Below are 16,204 nucleotides of genomic sequence, written 5' to 3'. Positions count from 1 at the left end.
GAGTCAGCGTAGCCGCAGGCCCCGACAACTAGAGCGAGGTCAGGTACTCGCTGTAGAACAGGCACAGCCCGGTCGCCGACGCGATCCCGGCCAGTACCCAGAACCGGATGATCACCGCGGTCTCGGGCCAGTTGTTGAGTTCGAAATGGTGATGGAACGGCGCCATCCGGAACAGCCGGGTGTGGGTGGTGCGGAACACCACGATCTGCAGCACCACCGACATGATCTCGGCGACGAACAGCGCCCCGATCACCACGGCGAGCAGCTCGGTGCGGCTGGTGATCGACAGCCCTGCCAGCAGTCCACCCAGGCCGAGCGAACCGGTATCGCCCATGAAGATCTTGGCCGGCGCCGCGTTCCACCACAGGAATCCGATGCACGCGGCAGCGCCCGCGGCACTGACCATCGCCAGGTCCAGCGGGTCGCGCACCGTGTAGCAGGCGCGTCCAGGGCTGATCTCGCACGAGTTGTCGTACTGCCACAGCGTGATCACCACGTACGCGCCGAGCGTGAGGCTCATCGAACCCGCCGCCAGCCCGTCGAGCCCGTCGGTGATGTTCACCGCGTTCGACCACGCGACCACCAGCAACACGATGAACGCGACGAAGAACAGCGAGGCGAAGGTGATGGTGCTGATATCGCGGACATAGGACAGGTTGCGACCGGCGGGCGTCAGCCCGGTGGCGCCGGGAAAGCGCAACACCAGCACGGCGAACACCACCGCGGCACCGATCTGCCCGATGTACTTGCCCGCCGCGGTCAACCCGAGATTGCGGTGCTTGCGCAGCTTGATCGAGTCATCGAGGAACCCCACCACGCCGAGCGCCGACGCGAGAAGCAGGACCAGCACCCCCGACGCGCTCGGTCCCGGCGCGCCCCACAGCAACCCGATCAGGTGCGACCCCAGATACCCGGACCACACCCCGGCCCCGATCGCCAACCCGCCCATCGTCGGCGTTCCGCGCTTGGCGTGATGGCTGGCAGGCCCGTCGATCCGGATTTCCTGCCCGAACCCCCGCCGCGCGAATACCCGGATCAACCCTGGCGTGAGCGTGATGGTGACGACCAGAGCGATCCCCGCCGATAACAGGATCTGTCTCACTCGATTGCCCCTCCATGCCGCCGGTCCCGCACCGGACCCGCCCGGCGATGCCGTGTGCCGATACTAGGGGAGCTCACTCCCGAACCGCGCCGAGAGTGATCTGGGTTACAGCTGAGGAGCCACGGCGGTGCGCAAGATGCCGGTCGGCGGCCGGTGCAGCGCGGTGCTGAGTTGCGCGAGGGGGACAGGGTCGGCGACGACGTCGTACCACGGGTACCGGCCCACGGTGCGGTGCAGGAAGTCGACGGCTCGACCCAGATGTCGCGGTTCGTAGTTGTGCACGCCGGTGATGGTCAGCCAGCGGCGGACCAGCGTCTCCGGATCCACCGCCAGCGACGGACCCGGGGCCACCGAGCCTGCCAGCACGAGGACGCCGCCGATATCGAGTCGCCGCAGTGCCGCGTCGATGGCGTTCGCCGATCCGGTGAAGTCGATGGCGATATCCACCGGATCGGTGTCGGCGGTCACGGCGCCGAACTGGGGAGCCATGGTCAGCCGTTCGGGATCGATGTCGACCGCCTGAACCTCGGCGCCGGCTTCGCTACAGGCCGCGACAGCGGTGAGGCCGAGCATGCCCGCTCCGGCGACGAGGACGCGGCGCCCGCGCACGGAACCCGCGGCCTCGATGGTCGCCATCACGGTCGCGGTGGCGCAGGCGGCGGGTGCGGCCACCGAGTCCGGAAGACCCGGCGGCACAACGGCTGTCGCTGTGCCGTGCGGCAGAACGATATGTTCGGCATAGGCCCCCGACAGCGGCCAGTCGCCGTGGAAGGGCTCATGGCCGACCTTGCGGACCGCGCTGCACTTGGCCGTGCGCCCTGCCCGGCAGCGGGCGCAGTCCCCGCAGGCAACCGTGACCGACCAGACGATGCGCTGCCCGACGGACACGGGTGCGCCGGCGCCGACAGCGACCACATCTCCGACGGCTTCGTGGCCGAGGATCGACGGACACGCGCCCGACCGGCGGCCGGTGACCGTGTGCAGATCGCTGCCGCATACCGTCGCCAGCCGTACGCGCACCAGGATTTCGCCGTCGGTGAGTTCGGGGATCTCGACTCGGCGCAGAACGACGTCCGCGCCGCCGATCCAGATCGCGGCGGTGGTCAGACGAGACGAGACCGGATCCATCCGGACAACCTTTCGATGGCGTAGACGATCACGAAGATGACGATCACGATGGCGCCCGCGACATCGAAGTTGATCGTGCGAATGGATTCGAACAGCAGGAATCCGATGCCGCCCGCGCCGACGATGCCGAGGATCGTGGAGGTGCGCACATTGACGTCGAGCAGATACAGACCGGCGCCGACGATCGCGGGAATCGACTGCGGGAGCACCGCGGCGAACAGTGTCTTCCACCAGCCCCCGCCGATCGATCGGACCGCTTCCATCGGTCCCGGCTCGATTTCCTCGATCGCGTCGGCGACCAGCTTGGCGAGGAATCCGATGGAGCCGATGGCCAGCGCGCAGGTACCCGCCACCGGCCCCAGCCCCAGCGCGGCGACGAAGACCACGGCCAGAATGAGTTCGGGCACGGCGCGCACCAGCAGGATCCACGCCCGTGCGACCCAGTACGTCGCGGCGTTCGGCGTCACATTGCGCGCGGCGAGAATGCCGACGGGCAGCGAGAAGACGATGCCGATCGCCGTGGCGACGACCCCGATCGCGATGGTTTGGGCGGCGGCTTCGAACAGATCGGCACCCAGAGCGTCGAAGTCGGGCGGAATCATCCGCCCGAAGACCTCGATCGAGGGCCCGATCCAGGTGAACAGTGACACCGGGTCCAGGTCGAGCACCACGAACGTGGCGAAGACTGTGCCGATCAGCAGGCCGCTGAAGCCGAAGCGGACCGCTCGGTCGCGGCGCGGGCCGCCGTGCGCCGGGTCGAGCAGCATGCGCCGGATCGCGATGGACAGCAGTTCCATCGCGGTGATGGCGACCAGGATCACGCCGACGATGCCGAGCGCCCGCGGATAGATCAACCCACGCAGCGCGTCCTGCAACGCGAAACCGATGCCGCCCGCGCCGACGAATCCGAGTACCACCGACATGCGCAGATTGATGTCGATGCGGTAGACGAAGGTGCCGATCCATGACGGAACGACCTGGGGAACCACGGCATTGAGCATTTCCCTGAAGTAGCCGGCACCGGTGCTCCGGACGGCTTCGCGCGGCCCGAGGTCGGTCGCTTCGATCGCGTCGGCGAACAGCTTGCCGAGCATGCCGATCGAGTGCAGCGCGAGCGCGAGGATGCCGGGCAGGACACCGATGCCAAGTGCTCGCACGAACAGCACGGCGAACAGTAGGTCGGGCATGGCGCGGCAGAATGTGATGATCGCGCGGGCCACCGCGTAGACCGCCGGGTGCGGGCTCGTGTTGCGCGCGGCCAGGAACGCCAGCGGCACCGAGGCGATGGCCGCGAGCACCGTGCCGAGCACGGCCATCAGCAGGGTCTGCACGGCCAGGTCGGCGATCCGCCCCGGATTGTCGAGTCGCGGCGGCAGCATTCTGTCCAGCAGCGCCACCACGTCGTCGGCCCCGTCGATCAGTGCGGCCGGCGCGAAGTCGATCGACCAGGCCGACAGGAGTGTCGCGGCGAGGAAACCCACTGCGACCAGGTGCAGGAGACGGGGCTGTGCCCGTATCGCGGGCTTGTCGATCGTGGTGGTCATGACGGTTCCGGTCGGGACAGGGCCGCCGGGTCGACGCGATGGTAGATGCTCATCACGTCGTCGCGGGTCATCCCGACGGCAGGCCGGTCGAGGACTTTCTGTCCGTTGCGCAGGCCGACGATGCGGTGCGCCCAGCCGAGCGCGAGGTCGACTTGGTGCAGGGTGCACACCACCGTCAGCTTCTCCTCGATGCACACCCTGAACAGCAGATCCATGACGATGGCGGCATTTTCGGGGTCGAGCGACGCGACGGGTTCGTCGGCGAGCACCAGTCCGGGTTTCTGCATCAGGGTGCGCGCGATGGCGACGCGCTGCTGCTGCCCGCCCGACAGCGTGTCGGCGCGCCGATCGGCGAAGTCGGCGAGCCCGACCCGATCCAGATGACCGAGTGCTTCGGTACGCATCCTCGCCGGATAGGTCAGCGCGCCATAGCGCGGCAGGCGCAGCTGGGCCAGGCCACCGATCAGCACGTTCTCCAGGCAGCTCAGCCTGCCGACGAGATTGAAGTCCTGGAACACGAAGCCGACGTTGCGGCGCAGGGCCCGCAGTTGTGACTTGCCCGCCCGGTCGACGCGCGTACCGCCGACTTCCACGGTCCCCGAACTCACCGGTTGCAGCCCGTTGAAGCATCGCAGCAGGGTGGATTTGCCGGACCCGGACAGGCCGAGCAGGACGAGCAATTCGCTGCGGCGCACGTCGAGCGAGACGTCGGCGAGCGCCAGCGTGCTCCCGAATCGCTTGGTGACATTGCTCGCGGTGATGACGAGATCGTCGCCTGCGACGATCCGCCCGGGTTCGGCCGTGGTCACCGGTCTCAGCCCTTGCACTTCTCGGAGCCGGTGACCGTACATACCTTGCGGACTCCGCTGTAGTCGGCGTCGGCGACGGGGACGAAGCCCCAGGCCCGCTCGTCGGTGATCCGGCAGGCGTCGCCGGTGCAATATCCCGCGCTCTGCAGGCTCTCGACGTTCACCTTGTCGACGAACAGCGCCTTCAGCTTGTCGACGGCCGTGGTGCCGAGCGCGTTGTTGGCGGCAAACACAGACCCGGCGATCATCTCCGACTTCCACACCGTTTTGAGCTCACCAGCCTTCAGATCGCCCTTGTCGATCATGGTTTTGTCGACCATGGTGTCGAAGGCGAAGCCGGTGTCGCAGTCACCGTGGGCGACGGCCAGCGCCGAGGAATCGTGGCCGCCCGCGTAGATCGGTGACATCCCAGCCGAGATATCGGCCTCCGTACCGGATTTGATGACCCCGGCCTCGATCAGCCCTGCCGTCGGGTAGAGGAATCCCGAGGTCGAACTGGGGTCGACGAAACACACCTTCTTACCCGCGAAGTCCTTCAAACCGGTGATCGCGCTCGCATCCGATCGCGCGAGCCCGTAGGACTGGTAGCCGGGCTTGGCGCCCTTGTTCTTGATGACCGCGCCCACCGGTGTGATGTCGGCGCCGTTGATTCCGGCCACGACATAGGCGAACGGGCCGAAGAACGCGAGGTCGACATTGCCGGCGATCATGCCCTCCACCACGCCCGCGTAATCGGAGGCCTGGACGAACTCGACCTTCGAGCCGGTCTCCTTCTCCAGCACCTTGATCAGCGGCTCGTAGCTGGCTTTCAGGTCGGTGGAGTTCTCCGCCGGGATGGCCGCCAATGTCAGGGTTTCGGGGAATCCCTGCGCGTTCACCGCATCGGAATCGGAGCCCGAACAACCCGACAGGGCGAGCGAGAGTGTTGCGGTGAACGCCGCGGCGATCAAGGCGGGGCGGCGCATGCGAATCTTCATGCCGATGACGGTGATCCTTGGTCTATACCAAGAAGTGCATGCCGAGGAAGCGGCAGGTGAACAGCAATCGACTTTCTTGGTCTAGACCAAGATTTGATAGGCTCGGGCAATGACCGCGCCCACTGAACCCCGAGTGCTCAAACACCAAGTTGTCCGCGCGCAGCTGGACCGGATGCTCGATGACATGCAGGTGGGAGACCCTTTTCCCGCCGAGCGTGAGATCGCGGAGACCTACGATGTCGCTCGTGAAACGGTGCGCCAGGCGCTGCGCGAACTCCTGCTGGCAGGGCGGGTCGAGCGCCGCGGCCGCACCACGATCGTCGCGCGACCCAAGATCGAACAGCCCCTCGCGATGGGTTCGTACACCGAAGCCGTCAAGTCTCAGGGCCTGAGCGCGGGGCGCATCCTGGTCGGCTGGACCGACCTGATCGCCGAGGAACCGTTGGCCGCCACACTGTCGGTGAAGGTCGGTGCGCCGATCATCCAGCTCGAACGTGTGCTGACCACCGATGGCGTGCGGGTCGGCCTCGAGACCACCAGGCTTCCCGCTGACCGTTACCCCGGTCTGGCGCGGACCTTCGACTACCGTGACTCGCTGTACGCCGAAATCCGCAGCCGCGGAATCACCTTCGAACGCACCGTCGACTCGATCGAGACCGCGCTACCGGATGCCCGCGAGTCGGCCCTGCTGACAGTGGACACCCGAACCCCGATGTTCCTGCTGAACCGGGTCTCCTATGACCAGAACGGCATCCCCATCGAACAACGTCGCTCGCTGTATCGCGGCGACCGGATGACCTTCACGGCGATCATGCACGCGGATCAGCACCCGTCGATGTGACCGCAACGCAAACAAGTCAGGCCCCCTCGAAAGGGGGCCTGACTCGGTACGGTGGTGCGCGATACTGGGATTGAACCAGTGACCTCTTCCGTGTCAGGGAAGCGCTCTCCCGCTGAGCTAATCGCGCGAGGTGGAGACGGGAATCGAACCCGTGTGCACGGCTTTGCAGGCCGTTGCCTCACCACTCGGCCACTCCACCGTACAAAGGAGGATGGGGCTAGTGCCTTACCTACCTCTCGAGCGGATGACGAGATTCGAACTCGCGACCCTCACCTTGGCAAGGTGATGCGCTACCACTGCGCCACATCCGCATTTACTTCACACTTAGGGGAGCGGCTCGGCCTGGCGGCTTTGCTGCTCTCTGCGGTGCGATGAGAACATTAGCCGACGTTCGACGCAGACTACAAATCGCCTGGTAAACGGGCCTAAATGTGAATTACACGCATGTCGTCCACGCCCACCAGAACCGATCCGCGGCCATCGACTCCGCGGCCTATCCATCGTGACACGTAGATATGCGCATCTATTGATGATACCGACCGGAGCGTCCGGTGCGGACGATCGATCGCCCGCACGCGCGTACACGCGCGCGAGCGCGGCCCCGACCCCAGCGCCCCACCTCACCGAAACCCCGCTTCACAAGGCGATTTGGTGTCATCCCGGCCCCCCGTGCTAATGTTCCATCTCGTTCGAGCGGCTCAAAAACCCGCCCGACACAGTGTTCGGTCCCATAGCTCAGCGGGAGAGCGTCCGCCTCACACGCGGAAGGTCGCTGGTTCGAAACCAGCTGGGACCACCACAAAGTGCAGGTCAGAGCCTTTTCGGTGACGGCCTGCACTTTTCGTGCAACATACGTGCAATAGCGTTCAGTGTCCGGGGGTGGACGCTGACGGGCGGGGGTACCGGGCGTGCTCGACATTCTCCGCTGATGCGTGATGCCCGTCACAATCTCTATCGACTGCCCGCTCCTCGCGGTGCATCGATGCTGGGCAACTTCAGCTGACGAACTGGCGTAATCAGCGTGACCGAGTGACAAAATCCGTTGTGTCCCAACATATTCCGGCGGATCGGCCACATCGCTGAGTTAATGTCTTCGATTGCGATCCGGATCTGCTCTCGGAACCTTCCGTTGTGCGTCGGCACCCCGACTCAACGTGCTGGGCGGGGCCCTCCTGGGGTCTGCTGGCTTGAAACCAGCTGGGACCATGCATCATGGCTGGTTGGGCATGTCTTTCGTGTTGGCCAGCCGATTTCGTGCAATACGAGCAGGATCGTTGCCCGTGGACCGGCGGTCTCCAGAATTTAGTAGGCGATATGGAACCGCACGGTATGTGATTGCGGTCAAGCCAGCTGAGTTGCCGTGACCCGGAACTTCACTTGCGCGCGCGTCGGCGGCTCGGCGCTGGAGGAGGCTTGAGGTCGGGAAGGGGAGCTGGTCGGAGGTTCTGAGCTCCGGTAAGCGGGCCTTACAGACGGTCAGAGCGGAATCGGTCGCCAGGGGAGGGCGCTTCTGCGAGAGGAACACCGTTAGGCATTTGTCCGAACTACCAAGTGGACAGCGCCCACACAGTGCTGTCACACCGATCAGCTCGAAACAAGGAGAAGCCCCGGTGCCAACTGCTCCGGGGCGTTCCCATGTGGTTTCGCGGCAGCTCTTGTCTCCCGCATTCGAGCTCCATCATACCCCCTGTGCGAATGATGCCGACGTGGGATGGAGCATGCGTCGGTCCAGGCGAGTAGCGATGACCGACACTGATCCTGTAGAACCGGCAGATGCCTGCCCCGCTGGCCGTCACCGCGCTACGCCGCCACCTCCCCGCATCACGCCTTGCGCCATTCTTGGCCGAGGCAGGCGGAGACCCCGACCTGTCACTTGCGCTGTACCAGTGGAACATCCAGGTCGGCGGAGCGATACAGGAAGTGCTCGGCATCGTCGAGGTCGCGGTCCGACATGCGATAGACGAGCAGCTACGGGTGTGGAATCCGACCCGTGGCGTCGAGTACCACAGCAAAATCCGATACACCGCCGACTGGACCACCATGCCCGCCGCGCCGTTGGCCGGCGTTCTCGCTGAACCCCTGACCCAAGCCCGCCGATATGCCGCCAAAGCCGCGGCCAAGCGGAACAGCAACCCGCACCACCTCCGCTGCAACCAGCCGATCACTCATGACGACATCGTCTCGCAGCTCTCCTTTGGCGTGTGGTGCAAGATGTTGCCCAGCGATCCGAAGAAGCAAGGCCTGCAACGGCTGTGGAAGCACGCGCTCGGCGCCGCGTTCCCTCATGTCGGACCCGATGCTGCCAGCGTGAATGTCACCCCCGAACAGCTGGTCTACAGCCGACTCGATCGTCTGCACAATCTGCGCAACCGCGTCGCACACATGGAGCCACTGTTGCATTCGAACATTCCCGCTCGGCTGACCGACGCCATGGCCGTGCTTGGTTACATCTCACCGGAGACCCGAGACTGGTGCGGCGGGATGAGTCGAGTAACCGAGGTGAACAACACTCGGCCAGCGCGTAAGTGAGCGGCGCGAACTGCCGACCTGACATCAGGTCCAGGTGTCTCGTATGGGTCGGCGGTCGGGAACGGTGGATTTGCCGTTGGGGCCGCGATGACGAAGGGCTCTGGGTCCCGTCGTGTCGTGTGTGATCCGGTAACAGGCTGCTCGAAGTTCTTGCTCAGTTGGCGTGTAACGGTGTCGGCGCTGTGGCGACAGTATCTGCAGTTCGTGGTCTATCGGTGATGTTCGATCTGGAGATAGAGAGGAGTTCGGTGCCACGGCGTAGGGGGTTATTGGCTGAACTGCAACACCAACATCGGCTGGCGCAACAGCGCCAGCTACAACAGCAGCGCGCGGCGATGCGCGCGCACAACGCGGCCGTGCGGGAGGCGGAGCGGTCCGTTCGTGAGCATCAACGTGCTTCCGCTGCATTTCAACGTGCGTCAGCCGCCGACCGTGTGGCGGCGGAACGCGCTGCGAAGGCCGCCCATATCGCCGCCCGTGAGGCCGAGGTTGTAGAGAAGAACGCGCGCCTGAACGCGACCTACGATGAGATCGACAGCTTGCTCGCGGCAACCCTCGAGGTCGATGACTGGGTCGACCTGGAGTCACTACGCGAATCGCCGGGTGAGATCGCGTTCGACCGGCCCGAACTGCTCACCCCATCGCCGACACCCGGCTACCACGATCTACCGGATCGCCCGATCTTCGTGGCACCACCGCCCCCGACAGGTATCTCCGGCGCCCTGGGTGGGAACCGCAAATATGCCGCTCAGGTAGAAGCAGCACAGCGAGAATTCGTAATCATTACTCAGCGCTGGCAGCATGCTCTCGGTCAGACCTTCGAACTCAACGCGCAGATCCGTACGCGCTGGCAGGAGACAGAATCCGCTCGACTTGTCGCGTTGGCCGAGGCTCGCCGACAACACGAGCGAACTGTCGCGCAACGTCACCGAGAGGTCTCCGAGTCGAACGATCGCCTGGATAGTGTGATCTTAGGACTGCGACAACGGCACCCTGCTGCGATGGACGAATACGTCGGTATCGTCTTGGCGAACTCGGTCTACCCGGAAGCCTTCGAGGTATCCCATGAACATTCCTTCGACGCCGAGAACCGAGAACTCCGCATCACGGTCCTGGCACCCCATCCCGACACCTTCCCGACTACGAAAGCATTCCGCTACAACAAAGCCAACGACGAAATCTCCGCGAGCCCGCTCCCGGCGGCAGAGTGCAAGCGCCGCTACGCATCCGCGGTCGCCCGGCTCGCATTGCGCACAGCACACGAGGTGTTCGAAGCCGATCGTGAGGAGATCATCGACAGCATTGCACTGACGGTCGCCGTCGACGCGATCGATAGCGCTACCGGACACGACACCCGTGTCGACCTCGTCAGGTTGGCAACCGATCGTGCGGATTTCTTGCCGATCGACCTGTCTCGCGTGGAACCTGCTGACACCCTGGCGCATCTGGCCGGTGCCATGTCCAAGAATCCATACGGGCTGGTGCCCTTGGCAAACCACGGAGTACGCGGATGAGCGACCCACAAGAACAGATCATCGGACTGCGGAAAATGCTGGTCGTCAAGGAACGAGAATCCGCCGAACTGCAGGACAAAGTCCAGGAGCTTACCGCGCAGCTCAACACCCGCCCCGTCGTCGTGACCCCTGCGCAGCAACCGTTGAGCGATCCGAGGGTCATTACGGTCGACGACGCGCTGGTTCTCCAAGAAGTGGGAATCTACGAGTACCACCACCCGCTGGAAAACGCTGACAGTTACAAGCAGGCCTTGACCGACCTCCGGCTGGCTATCCGTGAAGCGGTCAAGACCAGTGTTGCTGTCGTAGTCGCCAATAAATTCAGCTTCAACAACTCCCTCGCAGAAGGGCGACGACTGACCTCGGACCTGTCGAAGCTGATGCTGCGTGCCTACAACGCTGAGGCCGAGAACTGCGTCCGTACTATCCGCGCCGGTAATCTCGACACAGCCAAACGACGCCTGGACAAAGCAGCAATGGATATCGAAAAGCTCGGCGCTGCAATGCAAATGCATGTGTCGCCCGCCTACCACGCGTTGCGGACCAAGGAACTCGAACTCACCGCCGACTACATGATCAAGGTTCAGGAAGAACGCGAAGCAGCCCGCGAGGAACGCGAACGTCTGCGCGAGGAACGCAAAGTCGAACAAGAACTCGCCGCCGAACGCCAGCGACTCGACAAGGAACACGCCCACTACCGCTCAGTCCTGCAACGCCTCACAGACGCGGGGCAAGACACGCGCGAGATAGAGGACCAGTTGTCCCGCATCGCCGAGGCCATCGCCCAAAACGATTTCCGCGCCGCAAATATCCGCGCCGGATACGTCTACGTGATCTCCAACATCGGTGCCTTCGGATCCAACGTCGTCAAGATCGGGCTGACACGTCGACTCGAACCCCTCGACCGAGTCCGCGAACTCGGCGGCGCTTCGGTCCCGTTCCCCTTCGACGTACACGCTGTATATTTCTCCGACGACGCGGTAACACTCGAGAACGAACTGCACAAAGAATTCGGACCCAAGCGACTCAACCACGCTAACCCCAGGCGCGAATTCTTCTTCGCAACACCCGAAGAAGTCCGACGAGTACTCGCCAAAAAAATCGGCAACCTCCTCGACTACAACGACTCGCCCGAGGCGACACAATACTTCCAGTCAAAGCGGTCCTGGCCTGACAATCACAGATGACGTCCGACTCAGTACACTTCGCTCAGGCGGGCAATACGCACCTGGCTGCCTCGGGCCAAAGAAATCGCTTGGGCACTTCGACCGGCATCGGTAGGACAGTCGACTGCTGCCGAGTGTCTAACCGGGTCGCGTCGTCGACGGTTCTGGTTACATCGGAAGCGCCGTGTAGGTCGAGGCTGGCCTTGCAGGGGTAGAGCGGTCAGCTCGTGCGCCGGCTATCGCGCGACTCGTGGACTGCGCGATGCGTGCCGCCGCGGAGGGAGGCAGGATCGGTCGAGCGATTACACCGGAGATGGAGGCAGTCTTCGCGGTCCTCCTCAGACCGCCTGCTCAAACGCGGATCTCAAAGCGTGCCACACGCGCCTCCGAGTTCCGTCAGTGGGCGGTGACGTTGACAAAGCTTCCTCAAGGAAGCTCGTTGCAGCTCGACGATGGCGGTTCCTGCCAGAAATTGGGACGGCTAACCCGGTAGCTCGGTATGCCAGGTCCCGGTCTCAGCAGCGTCTGAACGCCAGGCAGCGATCGGGGTGCTCGTTTCGGATTCGTTCAATGGCGCGGTCCTGCCACCAGCGATGTCGAGGTCCTGACCGTCCTCGGTGCTGGTGATGTGCTGACGGAGCTCGCCGAGTTCAGTGAGCGCCATCACCTTCAAGGATCGAGTTCCATGCCCATCGGGTGATGGGATTCCCGTCGAGGTCTCGGCCTCGCACGGATTCGTTCGGGAGGGGAAGCAGGCCCGCGCGCTGGAACCGTTTCCTCAAGGTATCGGCTGATCCCGGATGTCCCGCAGCACGAATGACTGCGAGTATGTGTTCTGCTCCTGGTTGGGTCGCCGCATCGGCCTCAGCGGCCGCACGCTCGCAGAAGCGGCGCGCAGCGTCGTGATGTCCGGTCCTGCAAAGAATGTCGAGTGTTTGTTCAGCGGGGAAAGTTTCCCACTCGACAGGGTCTTGGAGGATGATTGGGCCCTCTGCAGCTAGACGATCAGCGATCAGCGCCGCGGCGGTTTTCGAGGAGGCGGCAAGCGTCTGGTCAGGAGGCTGGGAGCCGATCGACGAGGTATCGATGGCGTGCGGTACGGCTTGGTGTAACGCCATGAGCACCGTTCGGAGCCCTATTTGGAGGTCTTCGGTACCTCCGACTCGTTCTGGATGCTCGGCGATCCGGTTCAGCAGAATCGTTCTCGCGTTCGGGTACGGCTTCAGGCTCGGCAGGGCATCCGCCGCCGCTCCCAGATCTGTTGTGCGGGCGATCCGGTCGGCGAGTTGGCTTGCCAAATCACTGAAATCGAGTGTTCGCAGAGCCTCCAGCAGTTTCAGCGTCCCTGGCCCAGGTGTGCCTGTTTCGTGCCTGACTGCTTGCCGTGCCGTTTCGGCGGTCGTCTCGATCAGGTGGGCTTCTGCCAGGATCGTCAGTACCTCGGCGCTCGCGTGAGAATGGGTGACCGAGTTGGCAATCCGTTCACCGAGTCGCATTGCAGCCTCTGGCCCGGCAGTCAGCGCGACTTCTGTCAGCAGCATGCTTGTATCTGCCGATCTCCGGTCTTCCGCAGCGAAGTTGGGGTCGTCATCTCCGTATCCGGCAACCCTAGCGGCGTACTCAGCGAGTTCTTGAGCAGCTGAAAGCAGTCCGTGTTGGCGGAGCTCCTTCAATAGCAGCGCCGCGCCGAGGTGATCTGCCAAATTCACCGTGTGGGGTGCGGCAGACACTCGATTGAGCAGGGTCGGCCACGCCTCAGCCTCGGGTCGTGGCTCGGAAATAACCTCTGCCAGGATGGCATCGGCCCGGTCGGCCAACGCTGGGAAGTCCTTGTCCTGGTATGCATCCTGGAAGACTGGATCCCGCTCAAGGGTCAGCCACGTCTGCATCGACCAACCGTTTTCGTCGTCTTCCTCGTCGTATTCGAAAGGGTCATCGTGATCCTTCAACAAATACGTCGCGAGCCCCGCGATGCCCAAATCCGCACTGCCTGCGAGGTGGCACACCAGCTTCAAGACGAACCCGTCGAGGGCGGCCACCACCTCCGTTGCTTCAACGACCGTCGCACGGTATTGATGCTCGCTCGCGGGGATTCGGAGTTGTTCCCACGCGCTGAGAACCGCGATGCAGCGGGCCCGCGACAGTTCATCATGGCGCGCCCGCCTGAGCTCGGCGTGCAATGCCCAGGGATGGTCGTGGTTGGTAAGCCCTGCGACGATCCTGGTCGCGAGGGCCTGGCCTGCAGCGACGTCAGCGCATCTGGTCACCGCAACAAACAGCTCAACTAACATCTGGCAGTAGTCGAGCACGTAGTCGAACTCCACGCGATCGAAGGATGGTACGAAAGTGCAGGCGGCATGACGGGCAACTCGTGCGGCAGTGTCAGCGTCTCCGCCGCTGTGTAGGGCGAGCACCACTTCCGTGACAGACCCGGGATCGTCAAGGGTGAGGTCGTGTAACCCGTCTACCACTCTTTGCACCAGTGTTGTGTGGCCGCCAACGTCTCGACCAGCGTGCTGAAGCCACGCGAACAGTGCAGCGACCTTCCTAGTGTCGGAAGTGTCGACAGTTTGCACCGCATCGATGATGTCTCTTGCACCGTAGCTCCCGTACTCCCTCATCACCGTCTGATACATCGGATCAGCGGTCCTGACGACCCGACCCACTGCCAGTCGCTGCAATCCGGTCTCGATGTCACAGTCAAGTACCCGCTTCATAAATCCTGTCAGTGCATGGTCCTCATGTGCTTCGGCCAGTAGGCCACACACCTGTCGCACGGTCTGCAGGTCCGAGACCGCCGTGTGTTCGGCGATCCAGAGCGCTCCACGGTAATCCCGATCGTGCGGTAGGTGCCGGCTCACCAGCAACATGCCCCATGCCGCAGTGGGATGTCCACGCTCGATTGCCTTGCGCCATAGGCGCGCGGCATGTTGAAAGTGCTTGCGGCTATAGGCGGAGTACCCGATATCGTGCAGGGAGGTGGAATTTTCGGTGTGTCGCAGCAGTGCCTGCCATACAGCGGCAGATGCGGTCTTCAGAAACGGTCCACGACCGTGTTGAAGCAAGTAGTCGGCCACCTCCCAGCCAGCCAATACTCCTGGTGCGTCGTGTACTGGGTACATCGCGGTGAGAGCGTGACGGATATCGGTGCGCGTGCCATCGGTGCGTTGTCCGGTCGATAGTGCGACGAGGGTCTGCTCAGCCCAATCCGTTTCGCCCGGGCGCTCGCGATCGGCAAGGGCGTTCCAGGCGGCTTCTGCGAGCAGTGCGGTCGAGAGTGGTTCGCTATGCCCTAGCCGTCGTGCTTCAAGTGCGGCGGTGAGCACGGCATACTCACCCACCGTGAAGTGAGTGCCGGGGCCTTGACGGTAAGCGGCTAGCAACTCCGGTCCACCGCTGACATGCTGCACGATCATGCCGTCGCTGCCGGCCTCGTATGCGACTCGCAACCGCGCATCGCGCTGCGCGCAGATTTCCCACCGTTGCCGTTCCCGATCGAGGAGTTTGCTCGGTACTGGAATACGCTTCGTCGTCGATTGACGAGTGAGGAGGTCTCGTAGATTGGCCCGTGGATCATCTGGAATCCCTTGTTGCGTAAAGGGTTTCCAGTATTCGCGGGTCCATAACGTGCCGACCGCCACGACACCTAGAGTCGACTTGAGTAGATCGTCCAGGTCCTTCGCGGCATCCTCGGAAGTGGCGAGGCGATCGTCGCGGAAAACGCGCTGAGCCTCGTTCAGCCACAACACGCAGCCGCTCCTGAGCGAACGGATCGCCTTGACGGATGTGACGAGTTCGGAAGCACTTGTGGGGGCAAGCAATCGCCATGTGTCCGGAACCTTCTCGCGCAAGGCCTCATAGAGTGAGCGGGTTTTTCCAGTGGACGAGTCCCCGGTCAGCATCACAAGGACCGACTGACCACCGTCGACTACGCCCTCCACCTTTGCGCGGAGCTTGGCGTCGTGTTCGCGTTCGACATACGGTGTCAGGCCGAGATCGCAATCGATACCCGCGTCGAGGGCTGGGGCAGGTTGGATTCCCAAGTCTCGCAGCGGGTCACAGTCGCCGAGCCTGAGGTACACCGCCGTGCTCTGCGTGACAACTGGACCAACCTCACGAGATCGGTTACCAGCATTTTCCCGCAGAGTCTGCCAGCGCCGCAGGGTCTGCACGTCCATCGATCGCCCTGCGGGGACCTTGCCCGACTTTGCGTGCAGGTACCTCAGAACAGACTCAAATCTGCGTGGGTTCGTCGTGATCACCACGTCATTGGCATCGTCTGCGAACCAGCCTGCCAATGTGCTGTGCGGAATCGTAGTCTCGCTAGCGATGACAGCGATCTGAGGCTTGCCAGCCGCGACGTACAACGCCCGCCACTCCGCGAGGAACTTCTCCCGAGCCGGATTCATGCCACCACTCATCACCTCGTGGCCCTCGACCGTCGACCCATCACGACCCGTGCCGGGTCGTAAACCCGGAAGATCCCCTCCGACATGCGCACATCCGCACATTAGCGGCTCGATCGACTTGCTGGCCATCGAACGGATCGGGCTGACTTGTAGGCGACCGACTCACTACAGCCAGAACGGAACCT

At 63.6% G+C, this 16,204-nt stretch carries 10 protein-coding genes and 4 tRNA genes; 5 read left to right on the top strand and 9 right to left on the bottom strand.

What is annotated here, in order from left to right; all coding sequences use genetic code 11:
• Positions 1-28: 28 nt before the first annotated feature.
• From mraY to ACFWPK_RS12255, 5 genes are all read right to left on the bottom strand, one after another.
• Entirely contained in the window at positions 29-1,102 is a 1,074-nt protein-coding gene (gene mraY, locus ACFWPK_RS12275; RefSeq protein ID WP_378914740.1) for a phospho-N-acetylmuramoyl-pentapeptide-transferase, read from the bottom strand.
• Positions 1,103-1,207: 105 nt separating this feature from the next.
• Positions 1,208-2,230: a zinc-binding dehydrogenase gene (locus ACFWPK_RS12270; RefSeq protein ID WP_378914738.1), complete on the bottom strand. Its 1,023-nt coding sequence runs from the start codon at positions 2,228-2,230 to the stop codon at positions 1,208-1,210.
• Positions 2,206-3,774, bottom strand: coding sequence for a phosphonate ABC transporter, permease protein PhnE (gene phnE, locus ACFWPK_RS12265; RefSeq protein ID WP_378914736.1), 1,569 nt, complete (start codon positions 3,772-3,774; stop codon positions 2,206-2,208). Before phnE ends, ACFWPK_RS12270 begins: the two co-directional genes overlap by 25 nt.
• Positions 3,771-4,583, bottom strand: a complete 813-nt coding sequence (phnC, locus tag ACFWPK_RS12260) for a phosphonate ABC transporter ATP-binding protein (RefSeq protein WP_378914734.1) — start codon at positions 4,581-4,583, stop codon at positions 3,771-3,773. Before phnC ends, phnE begins: the two co-directional genes overlap by 4 nt.
• Before the next feature lie 5 nt (positions 4,584-4,588).
• Entirely contained in the window at positions 4,589-5,560 is a 972-nt protein-coding gene (locus ACFWPK_RS12255) for a phosphate/phosphite/phosphonate ABC transporter substrate-binding protein (RefSeq protein WP_378914732.1), read from the bottom strand.
• Between the two features lie 109 nt (positions 5,561-5,669).
• Here ACFWPK_RS12255 and ACFWPK_RS12250 point away from each other — a divergent pair, with 109 nt between their 5' ends.
• Positions 5,670-6,401 carry a GntR family transcriptional regulator gene (locus ACFWPK_RS12250; RefSeq protein WP_378914730.1) on the top strand — a complete coding sequence of 244 codons (732 nt, stop codon included), beginning with the start codon at positions 5,670-5,672 and terminating at the stop codon, positions 6,399-6,401.
• 52 nt (positions 6,402-6,453) lie between these two features.
• Here the strand turns inward: ACFWPK_RS12250 and ACFWPK_RS12245 are convergent.
• From ACFWPK_RS12245 to ACFWPK_RS12235, 3 genes are all read right to left on the bottom strand, one after another.
• Positions 6,454-6,528: transfer RNA gene (locus tag ACFWPK_RS12245), tRNA-Val, on the bottom strand.
• Between the two features lies 1 nt (position 6,529).
• Positions 6,530-6,600, bottom strand: a tRNA-Cys gene (locus ACFWPK_RS12240).
• A gap of 40 nt (positions 6,601-6,640) precedes the next feature.
• Positions 6,641-6,712 (bottom strand) — tRNA-Gly (locus ACFWPK_RS12235).
• A 413-nt stretch (positions 6,713-7,125) separates the two neighbouring features.
• Here ACFWPK_RS12235 and ACFWPK_RS12230 point away from each other — a divergent pair.
• From ACFWPK_RS12230 to ACFWPK_RS12215, 4 genes are all read left to right on the top strand, one after another.
• Positions 7,126-7,200, top strand: a tRNA-Val gene (locus tag ACFWPK_RS12230).
• Between the two features lie 974 nt (positions 7,201-8,174).
• Positions 8,175-8,930 carry a hypothetical protein gene (locus ACFWPK_RS12225; protein ID WP_378914728.1) on the top strand — a complete coding sequence of 252 codons (756 nt, stop codon included), beginning with the start codon at positions 8,175-8,177 and terminating at the stop codon, positions 8,928-8,930.
• A gap of 218 nt (positions 8,931-9,148) precedes the next feature.
• Complete coding sequence (locus ACFWPK_RS12220; RefSeq protein ID WP_378914726.1) at positions 9,149-10,444, top strand: hypothetical protein; 1,296 nt, start codon at positions 9,149-9,151, stop codon at positions 10,442-10,444.
• Positions 10,441-11,631 (top strand): DUF4041 domain-containing protein, encoded by a 1,191-nt coding sequence (locus ACFWPK_RS12215; RefSeq protein ID WP_378914724.1) that lies wholly within the window; start codon positions 10,441-10,443, stop codon positions 11,629-11,631. Before ACFWPK_RS12220 ends, ACFWPK_RS12215 begins: the two co-directional genes overlap by 4 nt.
• Positions 11,632-12,260: 629 nt before the next feature.
• Here the strand turns inward: ACFWPK_RS12215 and ACFWPK_RS12210 are convergent.
• Positions 12,261-16,148 (bottom strand): hypothetical protein, encoded by a 3,888-nt coding sequence (locus ACFWPK_RS12210; protein ID WP_378914722.1) that lies wholly within the window; start codon positions 16,146-16,148, stop codon positions 12,261-12,263.
• Positions 16,149-16,204 lie beyond the last annotated feature (56 nt).

The organism is Nocardia sp. NPDC058519 (assembly GCF_042719755.1).
Classification (GTDB): domain Bacteria; phylum Actinomycetota; class Actinomycetes; order Mycobacteriales; family Mycobacteriaceae; genus Nocardia.
Note: the sequence above shows the minus strand (reverse complement) of the source record. Positions and strands in the feature narration are given on the sequence as shown.

Bases quoted from the DNA above. Each gene is read 5' to 3' on its own strand.
- ACFWPK_RS12210 (WP_378914722.1), bottom strand. From the start codon at position 16,148: ATGGCCAGCAAGTCGATCGAGCCGCTAATGTGCGGATGTGCGCATGTC.
- ACFWPK_RS12225 (WP_378914728.1), top strand. From the start codon at position 8,175: ATGCCTGCCCCGCTGGCCGTCACCGCGCTACGCCGCCACCTCCCCGCA.
- ACFWPK_RS12250 (WP_378914730.1), top strand. From the start codon at position 5,670: ATGACCGCGCCCACTGAACCCCGAGTGCTCAAACACCAAGTTGTCCGC.
- ACFWPK_RS12215 (WP_378914724.1), top strand. From the start codon at position 10,441: ATGAGCGACCCACAAGAACAGATCATCGGACTGCGGAAAATGCTGGTC.
- ACFWPK_RS12270 (WP_378914738.1), bottom strand. From the start codon at position 2,230: ATGGATCCGGTCTCGTCTCGTCTGACCACCGCCGCGATCTGGATCGGC.
- ACFWPK_RS12255 (WP_378914732.1), bottom strand. From the start codon at position 5,560: ATGAAGATTCGCATGCGCCGCCCCGCCTTGATCGCCGCGGCGTTCACC.
- phnE (WP_378914736.1), bottom strand. From the start codon at position 3,774: ATGACCACCACGATCGACAAGCCCGCGATACGGGCACAGCCCCGTCTC.
- ACFWPK_RS12220 (WP_378914726.1), top strand. From the start codon at position 9,149: ATGTTCGATCTGGAGATAGAGAGGAGTTCGGTGCCACGGCGTAGGGGG.